This is a genomic window from Cellulomonas pakistanensis, assembly GCF_016862755.1.
Lineage (GTDB): Bacteria > Actinomycetota > Actinomycetes > Actinomycetales > Cellulomonadaceae > Cellulomonas > Cellulomonas pakistanensis.
Map to the genome: position 1 here is coordinate 40,397 of NZ_BONO01000025.1, position 25,738 is coordinate 66,134.

Below are 25,738 nucleotides of genomic sequence, written 5' to 3' on the forward strand. Positions count from 1 at the left end.
CGCGCGGGTGCGTCAAGGCGCCCGGCGGGCCTGGTGTGGCCCGGATCACACTGCTAGCGTCGGAGTCCCCGATGCGTCCCGACCGTCGGGCGGGGACCGGGCAACGACGCCCGCCCCGTCCGGCCACCACCCGCCCGGCCCGCCGGGCACCGCCGCGTCGCACCAGGGGGCCGGAGCCATGGACGTCGACAGCACGCCCGGGGGGCCGACGGGCCTGGCCGAGCGCCTGCGCGCGCAGGAGGCCCACCAGCGGGACCTCGCCGCCCGCCGGGCGCGCGAGCGGACCGACGTGCGCGACCCCGCCGTCGAGCGCGTGGACCGCGGGGAGATCGCGGCGGCGAACGACCCGCTGCGCGTCGCGCGCCGCGTGGACCGGGTCAGCCGGTTCCGCACCGGCGAGGACCCGGACTCGGTGCCCGCCGACGCGCCGGCCCCCGCCCTCGTCGCCGACGCCGCCCAGCGGCTCGACCTGCCGGAGCGGCCGCAGGTGCTGCTGGAGAAGGTGGTCAACCAGCCGGACTTCCTGGAGGCCCGCTACCTGGAGGGCGGCTTCGTCGCCCAGCGCACCGTCGGCCGGATCGTGGTCCGGGGGGCCGACGGGCGCGCCGCGGGGTACGGCACCGGCTTCCTGGTGTCGGCTCGCCTGCTCCTGACCAACCACCACGTCCTGCCGTCGCCGGACGTCGCGGCGGGCAGCGTGGTGCAGCTGGACTTCCAGCGCGCGCTCGACGGCGACCCGCTGCCGGTGGTCGAGCTGGCGCTCGACCCGGACGCGTTCTTCGTCGCCGACGCCGAGCTCGACTTCGCGCTCGTCGCCGTCGCGGGCGCCCCTGAGGCGACCGCGGCCTTCGGCTGGTGCCGGCTGACCGCCGCCCAGGGCACGGTCGTCGTCGGCGAGTCCGTGACGATCGTGCAGCACCCGGCCGGGCGCCGGAAGGAGGTCGCGCTGCGGGAGAACCGGCTCGTCGACATCCCCGAGCAGGTCCTGCACTACGTCACGGACACCGAGCCCGGGTCCTCGGGGTCGCCGGTGTTCAACGACCAGTGGGAGGTCGTCGCCCTGCACCACGCCAGCGTCCCGGACCCGTCGCCCGGCGGCACGGGGTCGCTCAACGAGGGCATCCGGATCAGCCGGATCCTCCGTCACCTCGCCGCCCTCGGGCTCGACCCGGCCCGGCGCGCGCTCGTCGACGCCCTCGACGACCCGGCGACGCCGCACGGCGGACGCGAGCGTGCCGCGACCCCGGCGCGCCCCGGCCTCGCGGCCGCCGGCTCGGGGGACACCGGCACCGCGCTCGGCGGGGCGCCGGCCGGGGCGACGCCCGCAGGCACGGTCCGGGCCGCTCACGCGCCGACGGTCGCCGCGCCCGCGGGCAGCTGGCCGGCGGGCACCCAGCCGGCGGGCGCCCAGCCCGCGGGCAGCCAGGCCGCGGGCACCCCGCCCGCCGGGACCGCGCCGACCGGCGCCGGCGTCGCCTCGGTGGAGGTCCCGCTGCGGCTGACCGTCTCGGTGGCCCTCGACGGCCGGGTTCCCGGCGCCGGACCGCCGGTCCCGGCGCCGCTCGCCGCCCCCGCCGCTCCGGCCGTCGAGCGGCTCGCGATCGACCCCGACTACTCGGCGCGCGCGGGCTACGACCCGGCGTTCCTCGGCGTCCCGCTCCCGCTGCCCGGACCGGGGACGAACACCGCCGCCGCCTCGGCGGAGCTGCGGTACCACCACTTCAGCGTGGTCGTGCACCGCGTGCGCCGGCTCGCGCTGTACACGGCCGTGAACATCGACGGCGCGCGCACGGACGCCCCGCCGCGCGCCGACGACCGGTGGATCCTCGACCCCCGGCTGCCCCGCGAGGAGCAGACCGGCGCAGACGTGTACGCGGACAACGCCCTCGACCGGGGCCACCTCGTCCGGCGGCTCGACCCCGCGTGGGGTCCGCCGGCGCGCGCGGCGAACGACGACACGTTCCACTACACGAACTCCGCGCCGCAGCACCACGCGTTCAACGCCGGCTCGACGCTCTGGCTCGGCCTCGAGGAGTTCCTGCTGGGCCCGGCGCGGCGGGACCGGCTGCGGATCTCCGTGGTGACGGGGCCGGTGCTCGCGCCGGACGACCCGCCGTACCGCGGCGTGCTGCTGCCCCGGCGGTTCTGGAAGCTGGCGGCGGTGGTCGAGCCGGACGGGCGGCTCGTGGTCACGGGGTACGTGCTCGGGCAGGACGCCCTGCTGCCGGGCGTGCTCGCGGCCGAGGCGCTGGGCGCGTACCGGACGTTCCAGGTGCCGGTGACGACGGTCGCCGACCTCACCGGTCTGGACCTGTCGGCGTACGCGCCCGCCGACCCGCTCGGCGGGGTCGAGGCGGCGGGTGCCGCGCGCGAGCTGCGCACGTACGCCGAGATCGTCCTCGGCTGACCGCCGCCCGGTGGCGGCCCGCACCCGCCCGACCTAGCGTCCGACGGGCGGGTGCGGTGCCACGCCCGCGCGCTGCGGACGAGAGGACCCCCCATGACCGAGCAGACCGCGACCCGCCCCCTGGCGGTCGTCACCGGCGCGTCGAGCGGGATCGGGCTGGAGCTCGCCCGGCGGTTCGCCGCCGAGGGCTTCGACCTCGTGGTGGCGGCGGACGAACCGCAGATCGCGCTCGCCGCGGACGCGCTCACGGCCGCGGGCGTCGCGGTGCGCCCGGTGCACGCCGACCTGGCCACGGCGGAGGGCGTCGCGGAGCTCGTCGACGCCGTGCGCGCGACGGGCCGGCCGGTGGACGCGCTCGCGCTGAACGCCGGCACGGCGGCCGGCGGACCGTTCGTCGAGACCCCGCTCGAGGGCGACCTCGCGACGATCGCGCTCAACGTCACGGGGACCGTGCGGCTCGCGAAGGCGCTCGTGCCGGCGATGGTGCAGCGCGGCGCGGGCCGGGTGCTGCTCACCGCGTCGACCGCCGCGCTGATGCCCGGCCCCTGGTACGCGACGTACGCCGCGTCGAAGTCGTTCGTGCAGTCGTTCGGCGAGGCGCTCCGGCACGAGCTCGCGGAGACCGGGGTCACGGTCACGACCCTGCTGCCCGGGCCGACGGACACCCAGTTCTTCGCGCGTGCGGGCATGGAGCAGACCCCGGTCGGCCGCGGCCCGAAGGACGACCCGGCCGACGTGGCGGACCAGGCGTTCGACGGCATGATGGCCGGCACGGACAAGGTCGAGGTGAAGTCGCTCAAGTCGCGGCTGCAGACGGCCGCGGCGGCGGTGCTGCCCGACAAGGCGAAGGCCGCGATGCACGCGGCGTTCACGAAGCCGCTGGACGGCGGCCGCCCGGACGCCCCGGAGGGGTGACGCCCCCGCGGCGCCGCGCACGCGGTGCCGTGCCACCGTCGCCGCCCGCCCGGGTCAGCCCGGCGTGACCCGCACCCGCCCGACGACCAGCTCGGGCACCGCGGGCGCGCCGGGACCGTGCGGCGAGGCGGGGAAGTCGAACACGCCCAGCATCAGCTGCATCGGGTAGCCGGGTGCCTGCGCGACGACCCGGGTCACGACGCCGTCCACCTCGAACGTCGCGCGGCCGGGCCGCCACGCGACGGCGTAGGTGTGCCACGCACCGACGTCGAGGGCCGTCCTCGGCGCGGCGAAATCCTCCCGCAGCGCCGAGTCGCGGAACGGGTGCACCCCGGAGCCGAGCGCCGCGGTGGGCGTCCCGTCCTCGTCGGCGCCGACGGTCTCCCCGAAGACCTCGACCAGGCACAGCTCGCCGCTGCGCTCGGGCACGTCCTCGACCCCGACCAGCCACGCGGAGAACATCGACCCGGGCCCGACCGTCGCGCGGCAGGTCACCTCGACCCGCCCGCCGTGCGGCGTGCACGCCCACCGGGCCGGCTGCTCCTCGCGCACCGTCTGCCCCGGGCGGAACGGCTGCTGCCCCCGGGTGCTGCCCACCGGCCCGGACCACGACCCGCTCTGCGCCGCCGACACCCGCAGGGGCGGGTGGTGGTCGTCGGGGCACCACACCGGGTGGTCCGGCGGGATCGTCAGGTGCAGGCCGTCCGCCGCGGTGCGGGCGGTCGCCGCGGCGGCGGCGCGCGAGCTCCAGGCGGGCAGGTACGCGAGGGTCCAGCCGCGCGGCTCGGGCGGGGTGGCGAAGTGCTCGTCGACCGCGGTGGGGCCGGGCGGCGGGACGGGTGCCGGGTCGGGTGCGGCCACGGGTGCTCCTTCGGGGCGGGGCGCCGAGGTGCGCCGGCCCGCCGATCGTAGGACCGCCGACCCCTCCGGTGGCAGGCCCCCGCCGCCCGGCCTAGCGTCGAGCGCGGCGGCCGCACCCCGCACCGCCGAGGACCCCGGGAGGACGGATGACTGACGACGACGTGCGTCGCGAGGACCTGCCCGTGCCGGACTACGACCACCTGCCGATCGGCTCGCTGGGCCATCGCATCCGCAGCCTCGAGGCGGACGAGATCGACGTGCTGCGCCGGTACGAGGAGGCGCACGCGAACCGCGTGGCGGTGATCCAGATCCTCGACCACCGCCTGCTCGACCTGGCGGAGGGCCAGCGCCCGTCCGGCGGCGACGCCGCGGCGCCCGCGGCCGAGACCGCCCCCGCGCCGGCCGGCGGCAGCAGCGCCTCCCCGGACACGGCCGGCCCGCCCCAGAACCCGCCGTCGCACGGCGTGCCCACCAACCCGTCCCAGCCGCGCCGCTGAGCGCGCGACCCCCCAGGAGACCCCGTTGAGCAACCGCGGCACCGTCGACGACGACTACCTCGAGCGCGTCCGCGCGTCCGAGGAGCAGCCCCCGCCGCCCGCGCCCGCGCGCGTGCTGATGTTCGTGCTCTGCTTCGCGCTGTTCCTCGCCGGCTTCTACCTGATGGGGCTCGCCGTCGACACCGCCGAGATCTGGCTGTTCACGGTGGGGATCCTGGCCAGCGGGGGCGCGTTCTTCGTCGGCCTCACCACCGCGCGCCACCTGTGACGCCCGCGACCGCGTGGTCGGGCGCGGACGGCCCGGACCTCGCCGCGGCGGTGCGCCGGGTCCTGGGGCCGGACGCCGAGCTGCGGGAGGCCCAGCGGGACGCGCTCGACGGGCTGCGGGACCGGGACACCCTGCTCGTCGCCCGGTCGGGCGCGGGCAAGACCGCTGTGTACGCGATCGCCACGCTGCTGAGCGGGCGGTTGACCGTCGTGGTCTCGCCGCTGCTCGCCCTGCAGCGGGACCAGGTCGCGGGGCTGCGGGAGGCCGGGCTGCGCGCCGAGTCGGTGAGCTCGGCCCGCGGCGCCCGGGCGCAGCAGGCCGCGCTGGACCGGGCCGCCTCGGGCGACCTGGACGTGCTCGTGCTCGGCCCGGAGCAGCTGGTGCGCCGGCCGGTGGCCGAGGCGCTGGACCGCGCGCCGGTCGGGCTGGTCGTGGTGGACGAGGCGCACTGCGTGAGCGAGTGGGGTCACGACTTCCGGCCCGACTACGTGCACGTCGCGGGCACCGTCGAGCGGCTCGGCCGCCCCCGCGTGCTCGCGCTGACCGCCACGGCGTCGCCGCAGGTGCGCGACGAGGTCGTCGAGCGGCTCGGCATGGTCGACGCGCGGGTGCTGGTGCACGACGCCGACCGGCCCAACATCTGGCTCGGCGCGCACCACGCCTCGACGCCGCGCGAGCGCGACGACCGGGTCGTCGCGCTCGTGCATGAGCTCGTGGTTGACCCCGGCGGCGCGGGCCTCGTCTACGCGCGCACGCGGACCCACGTCGAGGAGCTCGTCGAGGCGCTGGGGCGCGCCGGCCTGCCCGCGACCGCCTACCACGCCGGGCTGCCCGCGCGGGAGCGCGCCGACGTCGAGCGGGCGTTCCTGTCCGGCGCGCTCGACCTCGTCGTCGCGACCAGCGCCTTCGGGATGGGCGTCGACCGCGCGGACGTCCGGTTCGTCGTGCACGCGGGACCGCCCACGTCTCTCGACGCGTACTACCAGGAGGTCGGGCGCGCGGGCCGCGACGGGGAGCCCGCGCGGGCGGTTCTGGTCAGCCGGCCCGACGACTTCGGCCTCAACCAGTACCTGCGGTCCGGCGGCGTGCCGAAGCGCGCGACGCTGTCGGCCGTGCTCGACGCGGTCGCGGGGGCCGAGGACGGCGCCCGGGACCAGCGCGCGCTCGCGCAGGGGAGCGGGCTCGCCGCGCGGACGGTGTCCGGGGCGCTCGGCGTGCTGCTGGACACCGGCGCGGTCCGCCGCGAGGACGGCGGGGGTCTGGTGGCCACCGGGGTGTCGGCCCAGGCGGCGGCGCGCACGGCCTCCGAGCGGCAGGAGGAGCGGCGCACCGTCGAGCGGTCGCGCGTCGAGGTGGTGCGCACCTACGCCGACACCACGGACTGCCGGCGCCGGCTGCTGCTCGAGCTGCTGGGCGAGAAGCACCCGCGGCCGTGCGGCGCGTGCGACTCGTGCGAAGCCGGCACGTCGGTCGAGGTCGCGGACGCGCCGCTGCGCCCGGGGCAGGCCGTCGAGCACGCCGAGTGGGGCCCGGGCCAGGTGTCGGTCGTCGAGGAGGACCGCGTCACGGTGTTCTTCGCCGAGCGGGGCTACGTCACGCTGGACACCGAGGTCGCGCTGGAGGCGGGCCTGCTGCGCCCGGCGGGCGGCGCCCCGGGGGAGCCGGCGACGCCGGCGGCCTGACGCCCGGTCAGGGCACGACGGTCACCGGCCAGCGCGCGTTGCGGACCAGCCGGACCGCGAGCGAACCGGCGATCCGGTGCCCGATCCCCTCCGAGGACCCGACCACGACGCCGTCCGCCCGCACCTCGTGCGCGACGTCCGACAGCACCTGGTACGGGTCGCCCGTGCGCACCACGACCTCCACCGGGACGCCGCGCGCGTCGGCGAGCGACCGCGGGTCGCGCAGCGCGCGCTCGACGTCGTCCTGGTGCCGGACCGCGGCGGCGCTCGACGCGCCGGTCGTGTCGAGCATCGAGGCGACGCCGCCGCCGGGCTCGCGCACGTAGACGACGACCAGCCGGCCGCCCTGCCGGCGGCAGACCCCGACGGCGTACGCGGCGGCGCGCAGGGACGGGTCGGACCCGTCGACGCCCACCACGACGGCGGAGGGGCCGTCACGGCCGATCTCGAACCCGTGCCCGGTCACGCGGCACCGTCCTCCTCGCGCTCGTCGGTGGTCGCACCGAGGGTACCGACCGCCGGGCGGGGCCGGCCGGGATCTCCCGGCACCCGCGGCGCGGGCCGGGGGTGCCGGCGGCCGGGGTCGTGGCGCGCGTCGCGCCGCCCGGGTGAGGCGGGGCGCGGGCGCGGGGCCCGGGTGCGGCTCGGGCGTGCGTGCGACGGGCCCGTCGGCGACGGGGGCGCGGGCGCGGGGGCGTCGTGGTTCCCTGGACCCGCCGCCACGCGCGGCGACGTGCGACGACACCGGGAGGAGGTGCGGCGGTGGCGGACCTGGCGGAGGTCGCGGCGGGGCTGTACGGCGTGCGGCCCGGAGATTTCACGGCCGCGCGCACCGCCGCCGTGCGCGCGGCCCGGCAGGCGGGCGACCGAGAGCTGGCCACGGCCGTCGGGGCGCTGCGCAAGCCGTCGTCGGCCGCGGCCGCCGTGAACCTCCTCGTGCGCGAGCGCCCGGACGAGCTCGGCTCGCTGCTCGACCTCGGCGTGCGGCTCCGGGAGGCGCAGGCGGCGCTCGCCGGGCCGGACCTCCGGGCGCTGCACGGCGAGCAGCAGCGCGCGGTCGGCGCCGCCGCCGACGCGGCGCTGGGCCTGCTCGGGGGCGGCGGGAGCGCCGCGGTGCGGGGGCAGGTGGAGGCGACCCTGCGGGCGGCGATGGGCGACCCGGACGCCGCCGCGGCCGTCGCCACGGGGCTGCTCGTCCGGGACCTGTTCTCGTCGGGGTTCGAGCCGGTCGACGTCGACGGCGCGGTCGCCGTGCCGGACGCCCCGCCGCTCGCGGGCGCGCCGGGGCGGCGCACGCCGCTGCGAGCGGTGCCGGCCGGGGTGGCCGACGCCGACGAGGCCGGCGAGGGGGACGCGGACGAGGAGCGGCCCCACCGGCGTCGGCGCGGCCGCCTGCTCACCGCCGAGGAGCCCGAGCAGCCGCTCCGCGCGGTCCCCGGGCGGCGGCGCGGCCGGGTGCGGGTCGCGGACGACGACGCCGGGGCCGCGGCGGGCTCCGGGGCGGCCGGCGCGGCGGACGCGGCAGGTGCGGCGGGCGCGGCGGAGGCGCCGGACCGGGCGGGCGGGGCGGCGGACGACGCGGCCCCCGCCGCACGCCGACGCGGCCGGGTGCGCACCAACGACGCCGGCGCCGGTCGCCCCGCCCGCGCGGGGAGTGCGCGGAGCGACGGCGCAGAGGCGCGCGGTGACCCCGCCGGTGCAGCCGGCAGGACGCGGGCCGAGGCGGAGCGGGCGGACCGCGCGGCGGCGGCGCGCGCCGAGCGGGAGCGGCGCGAGGAGTCGGCGCGTGCGGAGCGGGAGCGCCGGGCCGAGGCGGAGCGCGCGGCCCGGGAGCGCCGCCGCGAAGCCGCGGTCCGCAGCGCCGAGCAGGACGTCGCGCTGGCTCGGGCGGAGGCGGACGAGCGCACCGGCGCCCGCGACGCCGCGGACGAGCGGCTGCGCGCCGCCGAGACCCGCGCCGGGGAGCTCTCGGAGGTCGTCGAGCGCGCCCGCGAGGAGATCGAGCGGCTGCGTGCCGCCCTGGCCTCCGCGGAGCAGGAGTCCCGCGAGGTGGGCCTCGAGGTGCGGCACGCGCGGGCGGCGCGGACCGCGGCGGCGAAGCAGGCGGAGCGGGCGGCGCAGCGGCTGCGCGCGGCCGAGGCGGCGCTGGACGCGCTCTGACGCGCGGCGCCGCCTCGCGTGGGACGGACCGCGGGTCGAGCCCCGCGCGTCCGTGCCGCCCCGCGTGGGACGGACCGCGGGTCCCTCGTGCGCGGCCGTGCCGCCACGCGCGGGAAGGCCCACGGGTCGCGTCCCGCGCGTCCGGCCCCGACACGCCGCGGGTGTGACCCGCGTCACTCGTTCGCGTTGACACCCCCCGAGGGGCTTCCTAGTCTGGCGGGACGGCACGCCTCGGAGGAACGGGGCGCCCGTGGCGGTGCCGGGCCCCGTGCCCGGTGCGACCGGCGCGCACCTCCCGGGTGGCGCGGCACCGGTGCCCCGGGAGGGGCGTCGGTGGCGACGCGGCCCGGGCGTGGGCACGACGTCGCGGGGTCGGGACCCTCCCGACGGTCGCGCCCGTGCGGACCAGCGACCCGCCGTCGTCCAGGAGCCCCCGCGATGCCGTCAGCGCCGCGCCGCCCCCGCCACCGTTCGGCCGGGCGCGCGCGGCTCGGTCGCGGCGCGGCGATCGCCCGGGCGGGCGGTCGGTCCCTGCTGGCGGCCGGGCTGGTCGTGGCGCTCGGGACGACGCTGACCGGCACCGCGGCGGTCGGCACGGCGTCCGGCGGGCCCGACGGTGCGGCGGAGACCGCGCGCGCCGGTGACGCGTCGCGCGCCTTCTCGCCGGCGCGGACCGCCGCCGCCGACGGCGCGCGGTGGGCGTCCCGGACGGTCGCCGAGGAGGCCGCGGTGTCGGCGGAGTCCGCGCTGCTCGCCCGGGCGGCGCTGGACGCCGCCTCGGGCGTCGAGCCGCTGCGGGTGTCGCCGCAGCCGCTGGCGGACCTGCCCGGCCTCGACGCCGCGGTGGTGCGCCTGACCGAGGCGTGGGCCGAGCCCGCCGCGACGGCCCCCGACCGGGTCGCGTCGGCCGCGCGGGTGCGGGCGGCCGCGGGCGCGGTGTTCGAGCTCGCGCTGGCGGTCGAGCGGAGCGTGCCGGTCGCCGCGGACCGCGCGGCGGGCGACGCGGCGGGGATGCAGCAGGTCGAGCAGGCCGTGGCCGCGGCGACCCTGGCGGCGGCGGACCTGCCGGTGCTGGACGGCCGGGTGGTCGGCGCCCCGGTGCGGACGGGCGGCGGCGAGGGCCGGCCCGCGGGGCTGCGGCCGGACGGGACGATCGACCCGGCGCTGCTGTGCCCGGTGCCGTTCGCGCCCGGGGCGCGGCTGCGCTGCGACGCGGTCGACGCGCTGGTCGCGCTGAACGCGGACTTCCGCGCGGACCACGGCACGGACCTGCCGGTCGGCAGCACCTACCGCGGCTACGCCGAGCAGGCGGCGCTCAAGCGCACGAAGGGCGGGCTCGCCGCACCGGCGGGGCTGTCGCACCACGGCTGGGGCGTCGCGGTCGACTTCGCGGGGTTCGGGGGCGTCGGCCGGTACGACTCGCCGCTGTACGCCTGGATGGTGCAGCACGGACCTCGGCACGGCTGGGAGCACCCCGCCTGGGCGGGGCCGGGCGGCTCCGGGCCGGCTGAGCCCTGGCACTGGGAGTACACGGGCGCGCCCGCGCCGGCCGCCGTCGGCCCGTCCGCGGTCGGCCCGTCCGCCCCGGGGGCGCCGCCGGGGCCGTGACGGCGGCAGCACCACCGGGCACGCGCCGACCGCCGCCTACGGGAGACCGGCGCTGCGAGGCGGCGGTGGTGTGATGGCCCCTCGTGCACCCGGCGTGCGCGGTCCCCGGCGGCGTCGCCGGGCCCGGCGCCGGACTCGCGGCCCGCGCCGTCGGCTCCCCCCCGGCGGCGGTGCGGTCCGCCCGCCCGGCCGCGCGGAGCGGCCCGGGCCCGCCGTCGCGCCACCGCCCAGCACGCCCAGGGGGAAGCACCCATGAACGCCACCCAGACCGACACCGCCGCGCCCGCCGCCGTGGGACGGGTGATCGAGAACGTCGGCCACGGCGAGGTCCTGCACCGCCGGGTCCGCACCTCGGACTTCGACTACCTGCTCGCCGGCCTGGTGGGCGACGAGTCGGCGCACCTGCCGGCCGCCGACCCGCCCCAGGTGATCGCGCTGCTGCGGCGGCTCGGCGGGGCGATGGCGGAGCCGGCCGTCAGCCCGGCGCCGCCGTCGACGATCCCCGCGGTCTACACCTACTGGGGCCAGTTCATCGACCACGACCTCACGCTCGAGGACTCGGCCGACCCCCGGCTGCAGGGCCCCGCGGTCGCGGACCCGGGGCTGCGCCCCCTCGACGCGCGGACCGTCCGGACGAACCTCGGCAACGCCCGGCAGCCGTACCTCAACCTCGACTCGCTGTACGGGGACGGGCCCGCCGGGGCGCACTCGGCGGCGTTCTACGACGGGCCGTTCCTGGGCGTGGGCCGGCTGGCGTCGCCCGCGCCCGGGCAGCCCGTGCCCGCCGCCGCGGACCCGGACGCCCGCGACCTGCCGGGCCGCACCGCGGTGACCGACCCCGCGACCGGCCGCACCCAGTTCCCGGCCGCGATCGGCGACTCCCGCAACGACGAGAACCTGGTCGTGGCGCAGCTGCACCTCGCGTACCTGCGGTTCCACAACGCGGTGGTCACGGCGTTCCGCGCGGCGGAGCCCGGCCTCGCGGACGACGAGCTGCTGGCCCGGGCCCAGCAGCTCGTGCGGCACACGCACCAGTGGCTGATCGTGCACGACTACCTGCGCACCGTGACGGTGCCCGGCACGGTCGACTGGGTGCTGCAGGAGCTGAAGGGCCTGTACCTGCAGCGGTTCCCCGCGAAGCGCCCGCCGGTCATGCCGCTCGAGTTCTCGGTGGCCGCGTTCCGGTTCGGGCACTCCCAGATCCGCAACACCTACGACTACAACCGGAACTTCGGCGACCCCGGGTTCGTGTCGCCGCGCGCCACGCTCGACCAGCTGTTCCAGTTCACCGGGCGCGGCGGGTTCATCGGGGGCGCGCAGTCGCTGCCGGAGAACTGGGCGATCGAGTGGGACCGGTTCGTCGACAAGGCCGACCCCGACCCGCGGCACTTCGCCCGGGCGATCGACACCCAGCTCGCGGACGACCTGTCGGTGATGCGCAACGAGCCGCGCGACCTGGCCGGCATCCAGGAGCACCTGGCCAAGCGGAACCTGCTGCGCGGCTACCTGCTCGGCGTGCCGACGGGGGAGGCGGTGGCCCGCGCGCTGAAGATCCGGCCCTTGACCCGCGGGGAGCTGCTGCGGGGCGCCCCGGCGGGCGTGCGCAGCGCGCTCACCAGCCCGGAGCTCACCGGGCGGACGCCGCTCTGGTACTACGTGCTCAAGGAGGCCGAGGTGCTCACCTCGGGCAACTCCCTGGGGCCGGTCGGCAGCCGCCTGGTCGCCGAGACCGTCATCGGCCTGATGCGGCACGACCCGGAGTCGTTCCTCACGACCGTGCCCGCGTGGGGCACCGGCCCGGTGCCGGTCCTGCCCGGCGGGAACGGCGCGCGGACGGTCGCGAGCCTCGCGGACCTGCTGGACGTCGCGGGCGTCATGCCCGCCTGACGCGACGAGGCCCTGCCCGGCGCGCGCGCGGCGTGCCGGGCAGGGCCTCGTCGCGGGGACCGGCGGTCAGCGCGGCGGACGGGTCCGGCGGTGCGACTCGCGGATCTGGCGGCCGCGGCGCACGTCCTCCTCGGCCTTCGCGCGCTTCTTGTCGCTCGCGCGGGTGTCCCGCGGCGGCAGCTGGATCGTGCGCTCCGCCTCGATGCCGCCCTGCAGCTCTCGCCCGCGCTCGATCTCGGCGTCCAGCTCGGCGCCGAACAGGAGGGCCAGGTTCGTGATCCAGAGCCACAGCAGCAGGATGATCACGCCGGCGAGCTGGCCGTAGGTGCTGCCGTACGAGCTGAAGTTCGCGACGTAGAAGCCGAACCCGAGCGAGGCGAGGATCCAGACCACGACGGCGACCAGGGCGCCCACGCTCATCCAGCGGAACTTCGGCTGCCGGACGTTCGGCGTGAAGTAGTACAGGATCGCGATCGCGACGATGACGAGCAGCAGCACCACCGGCCACTTGGCGATGTTCCAGGCCGTCACCGCGGCGGGGCCCAGCCCGATCGCGTCGCCCACGGACTGCGCGATGCCGCCCGACAGGACGACGGCGACGACGACGACCACGGCGAACAGGACCAGCACCAGGGTCACCAGCAGCAGCACCGGGCGCAGCTTCCAGATCGGCCGGCCCTCGTCGATCTCGTAGACCCGGTTGATCCCGCGGCTGAACGCGGTCACGTACCCGGACGCGGACCACAGGGCGACCACCAGGGAGATGACGAACGTCAGACCGGCGCCGGGCGAGTTGGTGAGGTTCTCCAGGATCGGCTGGAGGGTCTCGTCGGCGCTGGCCTGGCCGATCATCCCCGACGCGGTGGACACCAGGTCCTCGACGAGCTGCTGCCCGTCGCCGACCAGGCCGAGGATCGACACCACGGCCAGCAGGCCGGGCGCGATCGCCAGCACCGCGTAGTAGGTGAGGGCGGCCGCGAGGTCCGTGCACTGGTCGTGGTTGAACTCGCGGACCGTCGTCCGCAGCACGTACGTCCACGACCGCTTGGTGAGGTCGTCGGGGGAGTCCGGCTTGCGCGGGTCGTCCGGCGCGGGCGCGTCGGCGCGCTCGGTGCTCGTCTGGTCGTCGTCGGCGTGGGCCACGGGGACCTCCTGGGGCGGTGCGGGGGTGGTTCCGTCCGCCAGCGTCACCCGGGTGCGCCGGGTCCGCCACAGGAACGCCCGGGGCCGCGCCGCCGCGCGGCCGGTCAGCCGTCCAGGCGCAGCCCGTCGAGCGCGTTCAGCCGGTACCCGACGCCGCGCACCGTGGTGATGAGGCCGTCGAGCCCGGACTTCGCCCGCACCCGGCGCACGTGCACGTCGACGGTCCGGGTGCCCTCGGACAGGTCCTGGCTGCGCCAGGCGCCCGCGTACAGCTCGTCGCGGGTCACGACGCGCCCGGCGGAGCGGGCCAGGTAGGCGACCAGGTCGAACTCCTGGCGGGTCAGGTCGACGTCCGCGCCGTCGACGACCAGCCGGCGGCCGGGCAGGTCGACGACGACGGCGGGGGTCAGCGGCAGGGCCGCCAGCAGCTCCTCGAACCGCCGCAGGTCGGCCTGCGACGGGAGGTCGCCGGGGGCGGTCGCGGGGCGCGGCGCCGGGCGGGAGGCGTGCCGGGGGAGGACGGGGTGCGGGGCGGGGCTCAGGACGCTCATGGGTGCTCCTCGGGGGTCCGCCGCGCGCGGGCGGCGGGGCGGGACGTCGACGTCCCGCGCGGATCTGACGCTGGGGTGGCCGTCAGGCCCGACAGAGCGGACACGCGCAGGCGCGCCGCAGGCTGCGGCACGGGAGGAGCGCGGAGGTCATGGCGCCGAGTGTGGCACGCGGCACGCGGGCGCGGCACGCACCCGGCGGAGGCGTCTCAGGGGCCGGACGCAGGTGACGGGGTCGCCGTGGGCGCCGCCGCGGCGTCCTCGTCCGCCTCCGGGTCGGGGTCGGGCACGACGACCGGCCAGCGCTCCGGGTCGTGCACGGTCGCGCCGGCGTCGGTGCCGATCTCGACGAGCTGCCAGTCGAGGATCCGCCGCGTCGTGGGGTCCCAGCGCAGCACGGTCATCTCGGCGGTGCCCTTGAGCGGGCCGATCCGCGGCTCGTTCTCCTGCGCGCCCGCGGTGGAGGAGGAGATGTACCGGATGCCCTCGCCGACCTGCTCGGGGTCGGTGCGGGTGTGCATGTGGCCCGACAGCAGCGCGGGGACGCAGCCGTCCGCGAGCATCGTCGGGGCGGCGCGCGGGTTGTGGAACATCACGAGGTCGACGCCGTCGTCGTCCGCGCACGCCACCTCGGACAACCGGGCGCCGACGTCGGCGTACGACTCGTCCTGGGTCTGCGTCTGGATCAGCCGGGTGGCCTTCGGGTCGTGGTCGCCGAGGATCCGCAGTCCGCGCACGTCGATCACGCCCCCGTCCAGGACGGTCGCGCCCGCGCGCGCGTACTGCGCGGTCGTCTCGGCGGAGTCGTGGTTGCCGGGCGCCGTGACCAGGTCCACGCCGTCGGGGATCGCCCGGGCGAACGTGGTCACGCAGTACTGCTCGACGGAGGTGCCGTTCATCGTGGTGTCGCCGGCGTCGAGCACGACCTGCGCGCCCGACATCTCGGCCAGCGACGTGATGAGCGGGGCCATGCCGACGTTGCAGTGCAGGTCGGAGATGAGCAGGAGGGTGACCGGCTCGGGCCGCTCCTCCTCGTCCGCCGTCTCCGACGGGGTGGGGCTCGGCGTCGAGGTCGGGCCTGCGGTCGCCCCGGTCGCGTCGTCGTCCGCGCCGTCGTCCACCTCGTCGTCCGCCCGCGCGTCCCGTCGCTCCTCCCAGCCGGCCCACGCCGCGACCAGCGCGTCGTCGGCCTGCTCGTAGAACTCCTCGTTCTCGCGGAACGCGGTGACCACCAGCCCGCCGTAGGTGTCGACGATGCCGCCGAGCCGGCCGGTGATCCGGGCCCCCTCGAGCGGCGTGCCGTCGAACACGGCGGACGCCGCCTGGGACGGCGTCCGCTCGGTCGCCTCGCCGCGTTCGCTCGCCGTCACCAGGGTGCCGACCAGGACGACGGCCAGGCCGCCCGCGGTGAGCTGCGCCGCGTGCGGCGCGAGCCGGCCGCCCAGCTCCCGGCGCCGCGCGGGCCCGAGCAGCCAGCGCCCGGCGGACCAGAGCGCGGCGAGCACGACGAGCGCGGCGAGCGTCCGCCACAGCGCGTTCGCCGCCAAGGCGCGCGCGGCGTCCTCGATCGTCGCCTGGGGGCCCGTGAAGAACTGCAGGTACGAGTTCAGGTCGCCGGTCAGCGCCTGGAGGGTGTCGACGTCGTGCAGGGCGTCGACGTCCGCCGGGATCTCCTCGACCGTGACGCGCGCGCCCAGGCCGACCGGCAGCGGGGAGTCGATCTGCAGCGTGCCGAACGGCCCCAGGTCGATCGTCACCGTCGCGTCGGTGGTCACGTCGTACCGGGCCTCGTGCGGTCCCAGGCTGAGCTCCGCGGTGGCGGTGGTGACCCCGAAGACGAGGGCGGCGAGCAGCGCGATCAGCGCCAGCACCGCGCGGGGGAGCCAGCGGCCGCGGCGGCGGGGCCGGTCCTCGCGCGGCGCGGCGGGCTCGGCGGGGGCGGGCTCGGGGGCGGCGTCGGGAGCGGACATCCCGACGAGCGTAGGGGCGCGGGTGGGGGCACGTCGCGCCGGGTGGCGCGGAGCCCCGGCCGACGCGTGCGGCGCCGCCCCGGCCGTGCGGGCGCCCGGGCGCTGTGCTACTCCGGGAGCATGACCAGCCCCGTCACGACCCCGGTCGGCCGGCCGGCCGCCGCGGACGGCCACGCCGAGAGCACGCTCACCGTCGTGGTGGCGTTCGCCGCGAACGCGCTGATCGCCGTCGCCAAGACGGTCGCGGCGGTGCTCACCGGCGCGGCGTCGATGCTGGCGGAGGCCGCGCACTCCTGCGCGGACACCGGCAACGAGGTGTTCCTGCTCGTCGCGCAGCGGCGCTCCGCCCGGGCCCCCGACCGCACGCACCCCCTCGGCTACGGCCGCGAGGTCTACGTGTGGTCGCTGTTCGCCGCGATCGGGCTGTTCGCCGTGGGCGCGGGCGTCTCGATCACGCACGGGATCCAGGAGCTGGTCCACCCGGAGCCGGCGAGCTCCTACGTCGTGGCCTACGTCGTCCTCGGCGTGTCCTTCCTGCTGGAGGGGACGTCGTTCCTGCAGGCGTGGCGCCAGGCGCGGACCGCCGCGGCACGGCGGGACATGGACCTGTGGGACCACGTGCTCGCGACCTCCGACCCCACGGTGCGCGCCGTGTTCTTCGAGGACGCGGCCGCACTGATCGGCATCGTCATCGCGGGCACGGGCATCGCCCTGCACCAGGTCACCGGGTCGCCGGTGCCCGACGCCATCGGCTCGATCCTGGTCGGCGTGCTGCTCGCCGTGGTCGCCGTGCTGCTCATCGACCGGAACCGCCGGTTCCTCGTGGGGGAGACCGCGGACCCCGCCCTGGAGGGCGCCGCGGTCCGCGCGCTGCTCGCGATGCCGGAGGTCGCCCGCGTGACCCAGATCCGGCTCGAGGTGGTGGGCGCGCGGCAGCTGTTCCTCATCGCCGCTGTCGACCTGGCCGGCAACCCCGCGGAGGACCAGGCGTCCCACGTGCTCGCCGCGGTGGAGCGCCAGGTCGCCGCGCGGCCGGGGATCGTCGGCGCGGTGCTGTCCCTGTCCGAGCCCGAGGAGCCCGCGCTCACCGCCTGACGGCGCAGCGCCCCGCCGGTCGACCCGCCCCGCCGGCCGACCCGCCCCGCCGGCCGACCCGCCCCGCCGCCCCGCCACCGCCCCGAGAGGACCCGCATGCCCGTCGCCCCCGCCGTCAGCCCCCGCACCCCCGTCGACCTGGACCGCGTCCGGTCCGCCGCGGTCGCTGCCCGGGTGCTCGGCCCGCTCGTCGCCCAGGGGGCGATCGTGCGCCGGCCCCGCGCGACGGCGTGGGCCGAGCGCCGGCAGACCGACCGGGCCGCCGGGGCGCTGCTGCGCGACCTGCGCCGCGAGCACGACGGCGCGCCGGTCGTGCTGCGGCTCGGGCCGCGCCGGCTCGTGCTGCCGCTGGACGCGGGCGACGTCGGCGCGCTGCTCGCCGGCTCGCCCGACCCGTTCAGCCCGGCGACGGTCGAGAAGCGCGCGGCCCTCGGGCACTTCGAGCCCGACTCGGTGCTGATCTCGCCGACGGACCGCCGGCCCGCGCGCCGGCTGCTGAACGAGCAGGCGCTGGACACCTCCGAGCCGGTGCACCGGGACGCCGACGCGCTGCTCGCCGCGGTGGACCGCGAGGCGGCGGCGCTGCTGGCCGAGGTCGACCGCACCGGCGTCCTGGACTGGCCGACGTTCGCCCCGGCGTTCTGGCGCACCGTGCGCACCGTCGTGCTCGGGGAGTCGGCGCGCGACGACCACCGGGTCACCGACGTCCTGTGGACGCTGCGCCGGGCGGCCAACTGGGCGTACCTGCACCCGCGGCGCCCGCGGCTGCGCGCCGAGCTCGCGGACCGCCTGCACGCCTACGTGCGGCGGGCCGAGCCCGGCAGCCTGATCGCGCACGCCGCAGCGGCGCAGCGGGACCGCGGCGTGGACCCCGTCGGCCAGGTGCCGCAGTGGCTGTTCGCGTTCGACGCGGCCGGCGCCGCGGTGCTGCGGGCCCTCGCGGTGGCGGCGGCGCGCCCGGCGGTGCGCGAGCGGCTCCGGGGGGAGGCGCGCTCGGGGTCGTCGATGCAGCCGTACGCCCGCGGGGCGGTCCTCGAGTCGGTGCGCCTGTGGCCGACCACGCTGGTCGTCCTGCGCGACAGCACGGCGCCGACGACCTGGGGGCGTCGTGAGCTGCCCGGCGGCACGAGCTTCGCGATCGTCAGCGCGTTCGCGCACCGGGACGCCGAGCGGCTGGACTTCGCCGACGCGTGGTCGCCGGAGGCGTGGCTCGACGGCCGGGCGGACGCCGACTGGGGCCTGCTGCCGTTCAGCGGCGGGCCCGTGTCCTGCCCGGGGCGCAACGTCGTGCTGCTGGTGGCCGGCCGGCTGCTCGCGCGGCTGTCCGAGGCCGACCTGGTGCTCCCACGCGGCCGGTACCTCGCGACCGACCCGCTGCCGGCGACGTTCGACCACTACGGCGCCCGGTTCCACGTCCCGGGGCGGGGCTGAGTCGTCCCGTCGGGCGCCGGGACGGGGGCGGTCCGCCCCGGTCGGTTTGCCGGGTCCCCGACGCCCGGCGTCGGCGCTGCCGGACGCCCGGCGTCGGCGCTGCCGGACGCCCGGCGCCCGCGCCACCGGACCGGCCGGTTCCCGCGCGGGTGAACGGGTGGGCCGTCCGGGCGGCGCCGCTGCCAGGTACGTCACAGAACCACGACATCCGGACGAAACCTGTCGGCCGACAGGCGTAACCTGGCCTCCGAGGGCGTGTCGCCCGCCGGGGCTGGTCCCGGGCGGCCGCCTCGACGGCCGGACGCCCGCCCGCTGCGCGCGGGGAGCAGACCGGCCCGTCGCCGCGCCCTCCGCGGCACCGGCGACCCCGGGGTCCGCGGCCAGTGACGCACCGCAACAGCCCAGGAGGGCCCCGATGAACATGTCCATCGCCCGAGCCGGTCGCCGGACCACGCGCACCCTCAGCGTGGCCGCCGCCGCCGTCGCGACGGTCTCCCTGCTCGCCGCCTGCGCCAGCGCGGAGGGCACGTCGGCGGGTTCGGCCTCCGACGACACGACCACGGCCGCCGCCGCGGAGGACGTCCAGGTCATCGACCAGACGAACCTGCTGCTGCAGACCGCCCAGGAGACCCTGGAGGCCCGCGGCCTCGAGGTGCAGGTCGCCGACGCGTCCGGCCAGGGCCGCGCGATCGACGACCCGACCCAGTGGGTCGTCGTCACCCAGGACCCGATCTCCGGCTCGGTCGAGAAGGGCACCGAGGTCACCCTCACGGTCCGCATGACGACCGACCCGGTCGGCTGACCCTCGGAATAAAGACTGGCCCCGCCGCGCTGGACCGGGTGAGACTCAGAGCTCCCGGTCCGCGCGGCGGTGCAGCATCCCGCCACGGACGGACCGGCCCGGACGCGGAGCACGCGCCCCTCGTGAGGGGTGGACGGACGCGGGACGGGTGGCTCGTCACCGACGGCCCTCAACGAGGCCGGGGCGGATCAGGTCGCGCGGGAGAAGGACAAGCGGGCGCGGCGGACGGTGGCGTACAGGTGCTGACCCGCACCCCCTGACGGTGCGGCACGTCGCGGGCGACCGGCGGCCTCCGGGACCCGGCGCCCCTCAGACGTACGGCGCGACGAGCCGGCGCAGCTGGGCCGCGTAGCCCCCGCCGAACAGGACCGCGTGCATCCCCACCGGGTAGACCTGGTGCAGCGCGACGCGGTGCTGCCACCCCCGGCGCAGCGGGTGCACCTCCTGGTACGCGTCCAGCACGTCGGCCAGGTGCGGGCAGCCGAACAGCGCGAGCATCGCGAGGTCGGACTCCCGGTGGCCCCCGTGCGCGGCCGGGTCGATCAGCGTGGCACCGGCCGGCGTCCACAGCACGTTGCCCGACCAGAGGTCGCCGTGCAGCCGGGCCGGCGGGTCGTCGTCGTCCCAGGTGCCCGCGCGGAGCCGGTCGGCCAGCCGGCGCAGCAGCGCGAGGTCGTCCGGGCCCAGCGCGCGGCGCCGCTCCGCCGCGGCGGCCAGCGGCTCGACCCGGCAGTCGGCGAGGAACGCGCCCCACCGCTCGTGGTCGCCGGCCGGCATGGGCAGCGGCTGGTCGAGCGGACCGAAGAACCCGTCCCCGGACCAGCCGTCCGGCGGCGAGCCGAACCGGCGGGCGCCGGCGTCGTGCGTGACGGCGAGGCCGCGGCCCAGCTCGCGCGCCGCGCGCCGGGTGGGCGCGACCTCGGTCAGCGCCTCGACGTCCAGGTGGTCCGCGCCGACGCCCCGGACCTCCACCACGGGAGCCCCGCCGCGTACCCGCAGCCAGCGCAGGCCGGCGGCCTCTCAGGCGAAGAACCCCGGCGGCGCGCCCGCGCGGCGCTTGCGGTAGGTCTCCATGCGGCGCCCTCCTCGTCGCGGGGGTGTGTCGCGGTCGGCGGGCTAGCCTGGCGCGCGTGGCCCCCGACGCCGATCCGATCCTCCTGAGCGGCGCCGCGGCGCCGGGGGAGGCGCGCCGCGCGGGCGGTGGTGCGCGTGTTCCCGGCGCCGGTGCAGGCGTTCCGGGTGCGGGCGCTCCCGAGGGACCCGGTGGCCGTGCCCGCGGCGGCGCGGCTCGCCGCCCCGCGGTGCGGGTGCCCGTCCCGGCCGCCCTGCTCGGCGGGGCGGGGCGCACGGCGGAGGGTGCCGCGTGGCTCGACGGGCTGCCGGCGCTGGTCGACCGGGCGAGCCGGCGCTGGGAGCTCGCGCTCGGCGCCCCGTTCCCGTCCGGCTCGGCCTCCTGGTGCGCGCCCGCGCGCGACGCCGCCGGCCGCGACCTGGTGCTGAAGGTGTCGTTCCCGCACGACGAGGCGCGCGACGAGGTCGCCGTGCTGCGCGCGTGGGGCGGGCGCGGGGCGGTGCGGCTCGTGGACGCCGACGTCGGCGACTGGGCCCTGTTGCTCGACCGGGTGCGGCCCGGCACCCCGCTGCGCGCGGACCGGACCCCCGCGGTGCGGCGTCTCGCCGAGGCGGCAGACGTGCTGCGCGCTCTGCACGCCGCGCCCGCGCCGCCGGGGCTGCCGGCGCTCGGGGACGTGGCGCGCGGGCTGGCGGACGTGGCGGCCGACCGGGCCGAGCGGGCGCGGCGTGCCGGGGTGCGCCTCGACCCGGGGCTGCTGCGGGCCGCGGACGCCACGCTGCGCGGGGCCGGGGAGCCCGGGAGCGCACCCGCGGTGCCGCTGCACGGCGACTGCAACCCCGGGAACGTGCTGCGCGGCGGCGGTGACCGCGGCGGGCCGGCGGCGTGGGTCGCCATCGACCCCAAGGCGCTGACCGGCGACCCGGCGTACGACGTCTGGCCGCTGCTCGAGCAGGTGGCCGACCCCTGGCGCACCCCGGACCCGGTGCGCACGCTGCGCGACCGGCTCGAGCTGGTCGCCGGTCGCGCAGGTCTGGACGCGGCCGGCGCGGCGCGCTGGGCGGTCGCGCGCGGGACCGAGGCGGCGCTGTGGGCGTGGCACCACGGCGCCGGCCGGCCCCGGGCCGCCCGGGAGGTCGACCGCGCGCTCGGCCGGGTGCGCGACTGGGCGCGGGTGGCGGACCTGCTCGGTGGTTGAATGCCGGGCCTGTTCGGCGGTCGAGAGGCGGTCCCGCTCGGCGGCCGGCCGGCGGCCGAGCCGGCGGCCGGTCCGGCGGATCGCCCGCGCGCCCGGCGCCGCCGTGCCTACGCTGGCCCCGACGGGCCGGCGACCGCGGCGACCCCGCCGGACGGCCCGTCGGAGCCGGGCTCCGTGCGCCCGACCGGCGCGCCGGCCCGCGACCGCCCGGGAGGCTGCGATGAGGGTCGGGATCCCCGCCGAGGTGAAGAACCACGAGTACCGCGTCGCCATCACGCCCGCGGGCGTGCACCAGCTGACGGCCGCCGGGCACGACGTGCTCGTGCAGGCCGGCGCCGGGGCCGGCTCGGCCATCGGCGACGACGCCTACGCCGCCGCCGGCGCGACGGTCGTGCCGGACGCCGCGCGGGTGTGGGGCGAGGCGGACCTGGTCTGCAAGGTCAAGGAGCCGGTGCCGTCCGAGTACGGGCACCTGCGCGAGGACCTGGTGCTGTTCACCTACCTGCACCTCGCCGCCGACCGGCGGCAGACCGACGCGCTCCTCGCCGCCGGCACCACGGCGATCGCCTACGAGACCGTGCAGCTGGCCGACCGGTCGCTGCCGCTGCTCGCCCCCATGAGCGAGGTCGCGGGCCGGCTCGCGGCGCAGGTCGGCGCCTACCACCTCATGCGCAGCGCCGGGGGCGCGGGGCGGCTGCTCGGCGGTGTGCCGGGCGTGGCGCCGGGCCGGGTGGTCGTGCTCGGCGGCGGTGTCGCCGGCCGGCACGCGGCCGAGGTCGCGCTGGGCATGCGCGCGGAGGTCACGGTGCTCGACCTGTCGGTCCCGCGGCTCCGCGAGCTGGACACCGCCTTCGGCGGCCGGGTGCGCACGCTCGCGTCGTCCGCGTACGCGGTGCAGGAGGCGGTCGTGGACGCCGACCTCGTCGTCGGCGCCGTCCTGGTGCCGGGGGCGCGGGCGCCGAAGCTGGTCACCGACCGGATGGTGGCCGGGATGCGGCCGGGGTCGGTCCTCGTCGACGTGGCCGTGGACCAGGGCGGGTGCTTCGAGTCGAGCCGGCCGACGACGCACGACGACCCGACCTTCCGGGTGCACGACGCGCTCTTCTACTGCGTCGCGAACATGCCGGGCGCGGTGCCGGTGACGTCGACGCAGGCGCTGACCAACGCGACGCTGCCGTACCTCACCGCCCTCGCCTCCCGGGGCTGGCGTGCGGCCCTGGCCGCCGACCCGGCGCTGGCGCGGGGACTCGCGACGCACGCCGGCGGGCTGTTCCACGCCGGCGTCGGCGCGGCGCACGGCATGCCCGCCCGCGATCCGGGCGTGGTGCTGGCGGCCTGACCTGCGGCGACGGTGCGATTTCCCGCGACCGGGGTGACCGGCGCGTGGCAGGGTGGCCCGATGCGAACCTTCGAGCTGACCGACGGCGTCGTCCTGCTGCGCGCGCCGGGCGCGGCGGACGTCGACCGGATCGCCGCGCTGTGCCAGGACCCGGCGATCCAGGAGTGGACGACCGTCCCCAGCCCCTACGCCCGCGCCGACGCCGAGTCGTACGTCACCGGCATGGTGGCGGACGGCTGGGCGAACGGGACGCAGCTCAACTGGGCCGTGCGCGACGCCGCCGGCGGGACGCTCGTCGGCATGGTCGGCCTCGGCATGGAGGGCGCCGGCTCCGCGGAGCTCGGCTACTGGCTCGCGCCCGAGGCGCGCGGGCGCGGCGTCATGGCGCGCGCCGTCGACCTGGTGCTGGACGCCGCGTTCGGCCGGCTGGAGCTGGCCCGGGTGTTCTGGCGGGCGTTCGTCGGCAACGGCCCCTCGCGGGCGGTCGCCGAGCGCGCGGGCTTCCGGGTCGAGGGCGAGCTGCGGCTGGGCGGCGTGCAGCGCGGCGTGCGGCGGGACGAGTGGGTCGGCAGCCTCCTCGCGACGGACGACCGCCCGCGGCGTGTCGGCGAGCGGCCGGCCGCGGGTGCCGCGGCGCGCGAGGGATGATGGCGCGCATGACCACCCCCACGCTGGGCGCGGACAACCCGTTCGCCGCGCCGTCCTCGCTGCCCTACGGCCTGCCCGACTTCGCGTCCGTCCGCGCGGAGCACTACCGCCCGGCGCTGCTCGCCGGCATGGCGGAGCAGCGCGCCGAGGTCGAGGCGATCGCCGCCTCGCCGGACGCCCCGACCGTCGAGAACACCCTGGCGGCGCTCGAGCGCTCCGGCCGCCTGCTGCACCGCGCGGCGATCGTGTTCTTCAACCAGTCGTCGTCCGACTCCACCCCGGAGCTGGAGGCGCTCGAGGAGGAGGTCGCCCCGCTGCTCGCCGCGCACAGCGACGCCATCCACCTGGACCGCCGGCTGTTCGCGCGCCTGGAGGCGCTCGAGGCCGCCGCCGACGCGGGCGACCTCGACCTGGAGCCCGACACCGCCTGGCTGCTGCACCGCCAGCACACGCAGTTCGTCCGCGCAGGCGTCCGCCTCGACGACGACGCCCAGGCCCGGCTGCGCGAGCTCAACGCCGAGATCACTCGGCTGGAGACCGTGTTCGGCCGCCAGCTGCTCGCCGAGACGAACGACTCGGCCGTGCTGGTGACCGACGAGGCGGAGCTCGCCGGCCTGCCGGAGGACGCGCGCGCCGCCGCCGCCGAGGCCGCCGCCCGCCGCGGCCACGAGGGCGCCTGGCTGATCGACCTGATCCTGCCGACGCAGCAGCCCGCGCTGGCGCAGCTCGCCGACCGCGCGCTGCGCGAGCGGCTGCACACCGCGTCCGTCAGCCGCGGCGGCCGGGGCGGCGACAACGACACCCGCGCCACGCTGCTCGCGCTGGCCCGGCTCCGCGCCGAGCGTGCCCGCCTGCTCGGGTACGCGCACCACGCCGCGTACATCGCCGAGGACGCCACGGCGAAGACCCCCGAGGCCGTCGCCGACATCCTCGGCCGCCTCGCGCCCGCCGCCGTGGCGAACGCCCGCGCCGAGGCCGCGGACCTGGAGGAGGCGCTGCGCCGCGACGTGCCCGGCGCGACCCTCGAGGCGTGGGACTGGGCGTACTACGCCGAGCAGGTCCGCAAGGAGCGCCGCTCGCTCGACGACTCCTCCCTGCGCCCGTACCTCGAGCTCGACCGGGTGCTGCGCGACGGCGTGTTCCGCGCCGCCGGCGAGCTGTACGGCCTGACGTTCACCGAGCGCGCCGACCTGGTCGGCTACCACCCGGACGTCCGCGTGTTCGAGGTCGCGGACGCCGACGGCTCCGGCCTCGGGCTGTTCCTCGGCGACTTCTGGACCCGCGACTCCAAGCGCGGCGGCGCCTGGATGAACAACCTGGTCGACCAGTCGACGCTGCTCGGCGAGGCGCCCGTCGTGGTGAACAACCTCAACATCCCGAAGCCGCCGGCCGGCCAGCCGACGCTGCTCACCTGGGACGAGGTCATCACGCTGTTCCACGAGTTCGGGCACGCGCTGCACGGCCTGTTCTCCGCGGTGCGGTACCCGTCGCAGTCCGGCACGGACGTGCCGCGCGACTTCGTCGAGTACCCGTCGCAGGTCAACGAGATGTGGGCGTGGGAGCCGTCGGTCCTGCGCGCGTACGCCGTGCACCACGTGACGGGCGAGCCGATGCCGCAGGAGTGGGTCGACACCCTCATCGCGGCGCGGCAGGACGGCGAGGGCTTCGCCACGACCGAGTACCTCGCGGCCGCGCTCCTCGACCAGGCCTGGTACCGGCTGGCGCCCGAGGACGTGCTGACCGACGTCGCAAACGTGGTGCCCTTCGAGGCGGCCGCGCTCGAGAAGGCCGGCATCGCGTTCGCGCCGGTGCCGCCGCGGTACCGCACGACGTACTTCAACCACGTGTTCGGCGGCGGGTACTCGGCCGGGTACTACTCGTACATCTGGTCCGAGGTGCTGGACGCCGACACCGTCACCTGGTTCGAGGAGAACGGCGGGCTGCGCCGGGAGAACGGCGACACGTTCCGCGCGAAGCTGCTGTCGCGCGGCGGCTCGGTCGACCCGATGGCGGCGTTCCGCGACCTGCGCGGCCGGGACCCGGAGATCGCCCCGCTGCTCGCGCGCCGCGGTCTGACCTCGGCCTGAGTGCGGCGCCTCCCGCCGAGGTAGGGCCTCCGCGCCGAGAGAGGGCCATCCCCGGTCCTATCTCGGCGTGGCGGTCCTATCTCGGCGGCGCGGCCCCGTCCCCGCGCACGGGGCGCCCCG

The 25,738-nt window shown here is 78.2% G+C and carries 21 protein-coding genes; 15 read left to right on the plus strand and 6 right to left on the minus strand.

The window, feature by feature from the left end; genetic code table 11:
- Positions 1-178: 178 nt before the first annotated feature.
- Positions 179-2,407, plus strand: coding sequence for a DNA/RNA non-specific endonuclease (locus Cpa01nite_RS15090; protein WP_203669577.1), 2,229 nt, complete (start codon positions 179-181; stop codon positions 2,405-2,407).
- 93 nt (positions 2,408-2,500) lie between these two features.
- Positions 2,501-3,322, plus strand: a complete 822-nt coding sequence (locus Cpa01nite_RS15095; protein ID WP_203669578.1) for an SDR family NAD(P)-dependent oxidoreductase — start codon at positions 2,501-2,503, stop codon at positions 3,320-3,322.
- A gap of 54 nt (positions 3,323-3,376) precedes the next feature.
- On the opposite strand, the gene Cpa01nite_RS15100 is transcribed toward Cpa01nite_RS15095, so the two are convergent.
- A complete protein-coding gene (locus Cpa01nite_RS15100; protein WP_203669579.1) occupies positions 3,377-4,183 on the minus strand; it encodes a glycoside hydrolase family 16 protein in 807 nt (268 codons plus the stop codon).
- A 146-nt stretch (positions 4,184-4,329) separates the two neighbouring features.
- Between Cpa01nite_RS15100 and Cpa01nite_RS15105 the strand changes: the two genes are divergently transcribed.
- The 3 genes from Cpa01nite_RS15105 to Cpa01nite_RS15115 are packed head-to-tail and all read left to right on the plus strand — an operon-like array spanning position 4,330 to position 6,630.
- Positions 4,330-4,680 carry a DUF8129 domain-containing protein gene (locus tag Cpa01nite_RS15105; protein ID WP_203669580.1) on the plus strand — a complete coding sequence of 117 codons (351 nt, stop codon included), beginning with the start codon at positions 4,330-4,332 and terminating at the stop codon, positions 4,678-4,680.
- A 25-nt stretch (positions 4,681-4,705) separates the two neighbouring features.
- A complete protein-coding gene (locus Cpa01nite_RS15110) occupies positions 4,706-4,948 on the plus strand; it encodes a hypothetical protein (RefSeq protein WP_203669604.1) in 243 nt (80 codons plus the stop codon).
- Positions 4,945-6,630: a RecQ family ATP-dependent DNA helicase gene (locus tag Cpa01nite_RS15115; protein ID WP_203669581.1), complete on the plus strand. Its 1,686-nt coding sequence runs from the start codon at positions 4,945-4,947 to the stop codon at positions 6,628-6,630. The genes Cpa01nite_RS15110 and Cpa01nite_RS15115 overlap by 4 nt, the downstream gene beginning before the upstream one ends.
- Positions 6,631-6,637: 7 nt before the next feature.
- On the opposite strand, the gene Cpa01nite_RS15120 is transcribed toward Cpa01nite_RS15115, so the two are convergent.
- Positions 6,638-7,096: a universal stress protein gene (locus Cpa01nite_RS15120; RefSeq protein WP_203669582.1), complete on the minus strand. Its 459-nt coding sequence runs from the start codon at positions 7,094-7,096 to the stop codon at positions 6,638-6,640.
- A 296-nt stretch (positions 7,097-7,392) separates the two neighbouring features.
- On the opposite strand from Cpa01nite_RS15120, the gene Cpa01nite_RS15125 reads away from it, so the two are divergent.
- The 3 genes from Cpa01nite_RS15125 (at position 7,393) to Cpa01nite_RS15135 (ending at position 12,285) form a co-directional block, all read left to right on the plus strand.
- Positions 7,393-8,790 carry a hypothetical protein gene (locus Cpa01nite_RS15125; protein ID WP_203669583.1) on the plus strand — a complete coding sequence of 466 codons (1,398 nt, stop codon included), beginning with the start codon at positions 7,393-7,395 and terminating at the stop codon, positions 8,788-8,790.
- Positions 8,791-9,228: 438 nt separating this feature from the next.
- Positions 9,229-10,398 carry a M15 family metallopeptidase gene (locus Cpa01nite_RS15130; RefSeq protein ID WP_203669584.1) on the plus strand — a complete coding sequence of 390 codons (1,170 nt, stop codon included), beginning with the start codon at positions 9,229-9,231 and terminating at the stop codon, positions 10,396-10,398.
- A 252-nt stretch (positions 10,399-10,650) separates the two neighbouring features.
- Entirely contained in the window at positions 10,651-12,285 is a 1,635-nt protein-coding gene (locus tag Cpa01nite_RS15135; protein WP_203669585.1) for a peroxidase family protein, read from the plus strand.
- A 66-nt stretch (positions 12,286-12,351) separates the two neighbouring features.
- Here Cpa01nite_RS15135 and Cpa01nite_RS15140 read toward each other — a convergent pair whose 3' ends face one another.
- From Cpa01nite_RS15140 to Cpa01nite_RS15150, 3 genes are all read right to left on the minus strand, one after another.
- Positions 12,352-13,428, minus strand: a complete 1,077-nt coding sequence (locus Cpa01nite_RS15140) for a YihY/virulence factor BrkB family protein (RefSeq protein ID WP_203669586.1) — start codon at positions 13,426-13,428, stop codon at positions 12,352-12,354.
- Between the two features lie 104 nt (positions 13,429-13,532).
- The gene (locus Cpa01nite_RS15145) at positions 13,533-13,979 is read right to left on the minus strand and encodes a winged helix-turn-helix domain-containing protein (RefSeq protein WP_203669587.1); all 447 of its coding nucleotides are present in this window, start codon (positions 13,977-13,979) and stop codon (positions 13,533-13,535) included.
- Positions 13,980-14,185: 206 nt separating this feature from the next.
- Positions 14,186-15,946 carry a metallophosphoesterase family protein gene (locus tag Cpa01nite_RS15150; protein ID WP_203669588.1) on the minus strand — a complete coding sequence of 587 codons (1,761 nt, stop codon included), beginning with the start codon at positions 15,944-15,946 and terminating at the stop codon, positions 14,186-14,188.
- A 120-nt stretch (positions 15,947-16,066) separates the two neighbouring features.
- Here Cpa01nite_RS15150 and Cpa01nite_RS15155 point away from each other — a divergent pair, with 120 nt between their 5' ends.
- The 3 genes from Cpa01nite_RS15155 (at position 16,067) to Cpa01nite_RS15165 (ending at position 19,274) form a co-directional block, all read left to right on the plus strand.
- On the plus strand, positions 16,067-17,041 hold the full coding sequence (locus Cpa01nite_RS15155; protein WP_203669589.1) for a cation diffusion facilitator family transporter: 975 nt from the start codon (positions 16,067-16,069) through the stop codon (positions 17,039-17,041).
- Between the two features lie 96 nt (positions 17,042-17,137).
- Positions 17,138-18,472 (plus strand): cytochrome P450, encoded by a 1,335-nt coding sequence (locus Cpa01nite_RS15160; RefSeq protein WP_203669590.1) that lies wholly within the window; start codon positions 17,138-17,140, stop codon positions 18,470-18,472.
- 415 nt (positions 18,473-18,887) lie between these two features.
- Positions 18,888-19,274 (plus strand): PASTA domain-containing protein, encoded by a 387-nt coding sequence (locus Cpa01nite_RS15165; protein WP_203669591.1) that lies wholly within the window; start codon positions 18,888-18,890, stop codon positions 19,272-19,274.
- A gap of 309 nt (positions 19,275-19,583) precedes the next feature.
- Here the strand turns inward: Cpa01nite_RS15165 and Cpa01nite_RS15170 are convergent, their stop codons facing one another.
- Positions 19,584-20,249, minus strand: a complete 666-nt coding sequence (locus tag Cpa01nite_RS15170) for a fructosamine kinase family protein (protein ID WP_308439392.1) — start codon at positions 20,247-20,249, stop codon at positions 19,584-19,586.
- 332 nt (positions 20,250-20,581) lie between these two features.
- On the opposite strand from Cpa01nite_RS15170, the gene Cpa01nite_RS15175 reads away from it, so the two are divergent.
- The 4 genes from Cpa01nite_RS15175 to Cpa01nite_RS15190 all read left to right on the plus strand — a co-directional run bounded on the left by Cpa01nite_RS15175 (position 20,582) and on the right by Cpa01nite_RS15190 (position 25,618).
- Positions 20,582-21,544: an aminoglycoside phosphotransferase family protein gene (locus Cpa01nite_RS15175; RefSeq protein WP_203669592.1), complete on the plus strand. Its 963-nt coding sequence runs from the start codon at positions 20,582-20,584 to the stop codon at positions 21,542-21,544.
- 220 nt (positions 21,545-21,764) lie between these two features.
- Positions 21,765-22,883 (plus strand): alanine dehydrogenase, encoded by a 1,119-nt coding sequence (gene ald / locus Cpa01nite_RS15180; protein ID WP_203669593.1) that lies wholly within the window; start codon positions 21,765-21,767, stop codon positions 22,881-22,883.
- A 60-nt stretch (positions 22,884-22,943) separates the two neighbouring features.
- Positions 22,944-23,531 carry a GNAT family N-acetyltransferase gene (locus Cpa01nite_RS15185; protein WP_203669594.1) on the plus strand — a complete coding sequence of 196 codons (588 nt, stop codon included), beginning with the start codon at positions 22,944-22,946 and terminating at the stop codon, positions 23,529-23,531.
- Between the two features lie 8 nt (positions 23,532-23,539).
- Positions 23,540-25,618, plus strand: a complete 2,079-nt coding sequence (locus Cpa01nite_RS15190; protein ID WP_203669595.1) for a M3 family metallopeptidase — start codon at positions 23,540-23,542, stop codon at positions 25,616-25,618.
- Positions 25,619-25,738: the final 120 nt, after the last annotated feature.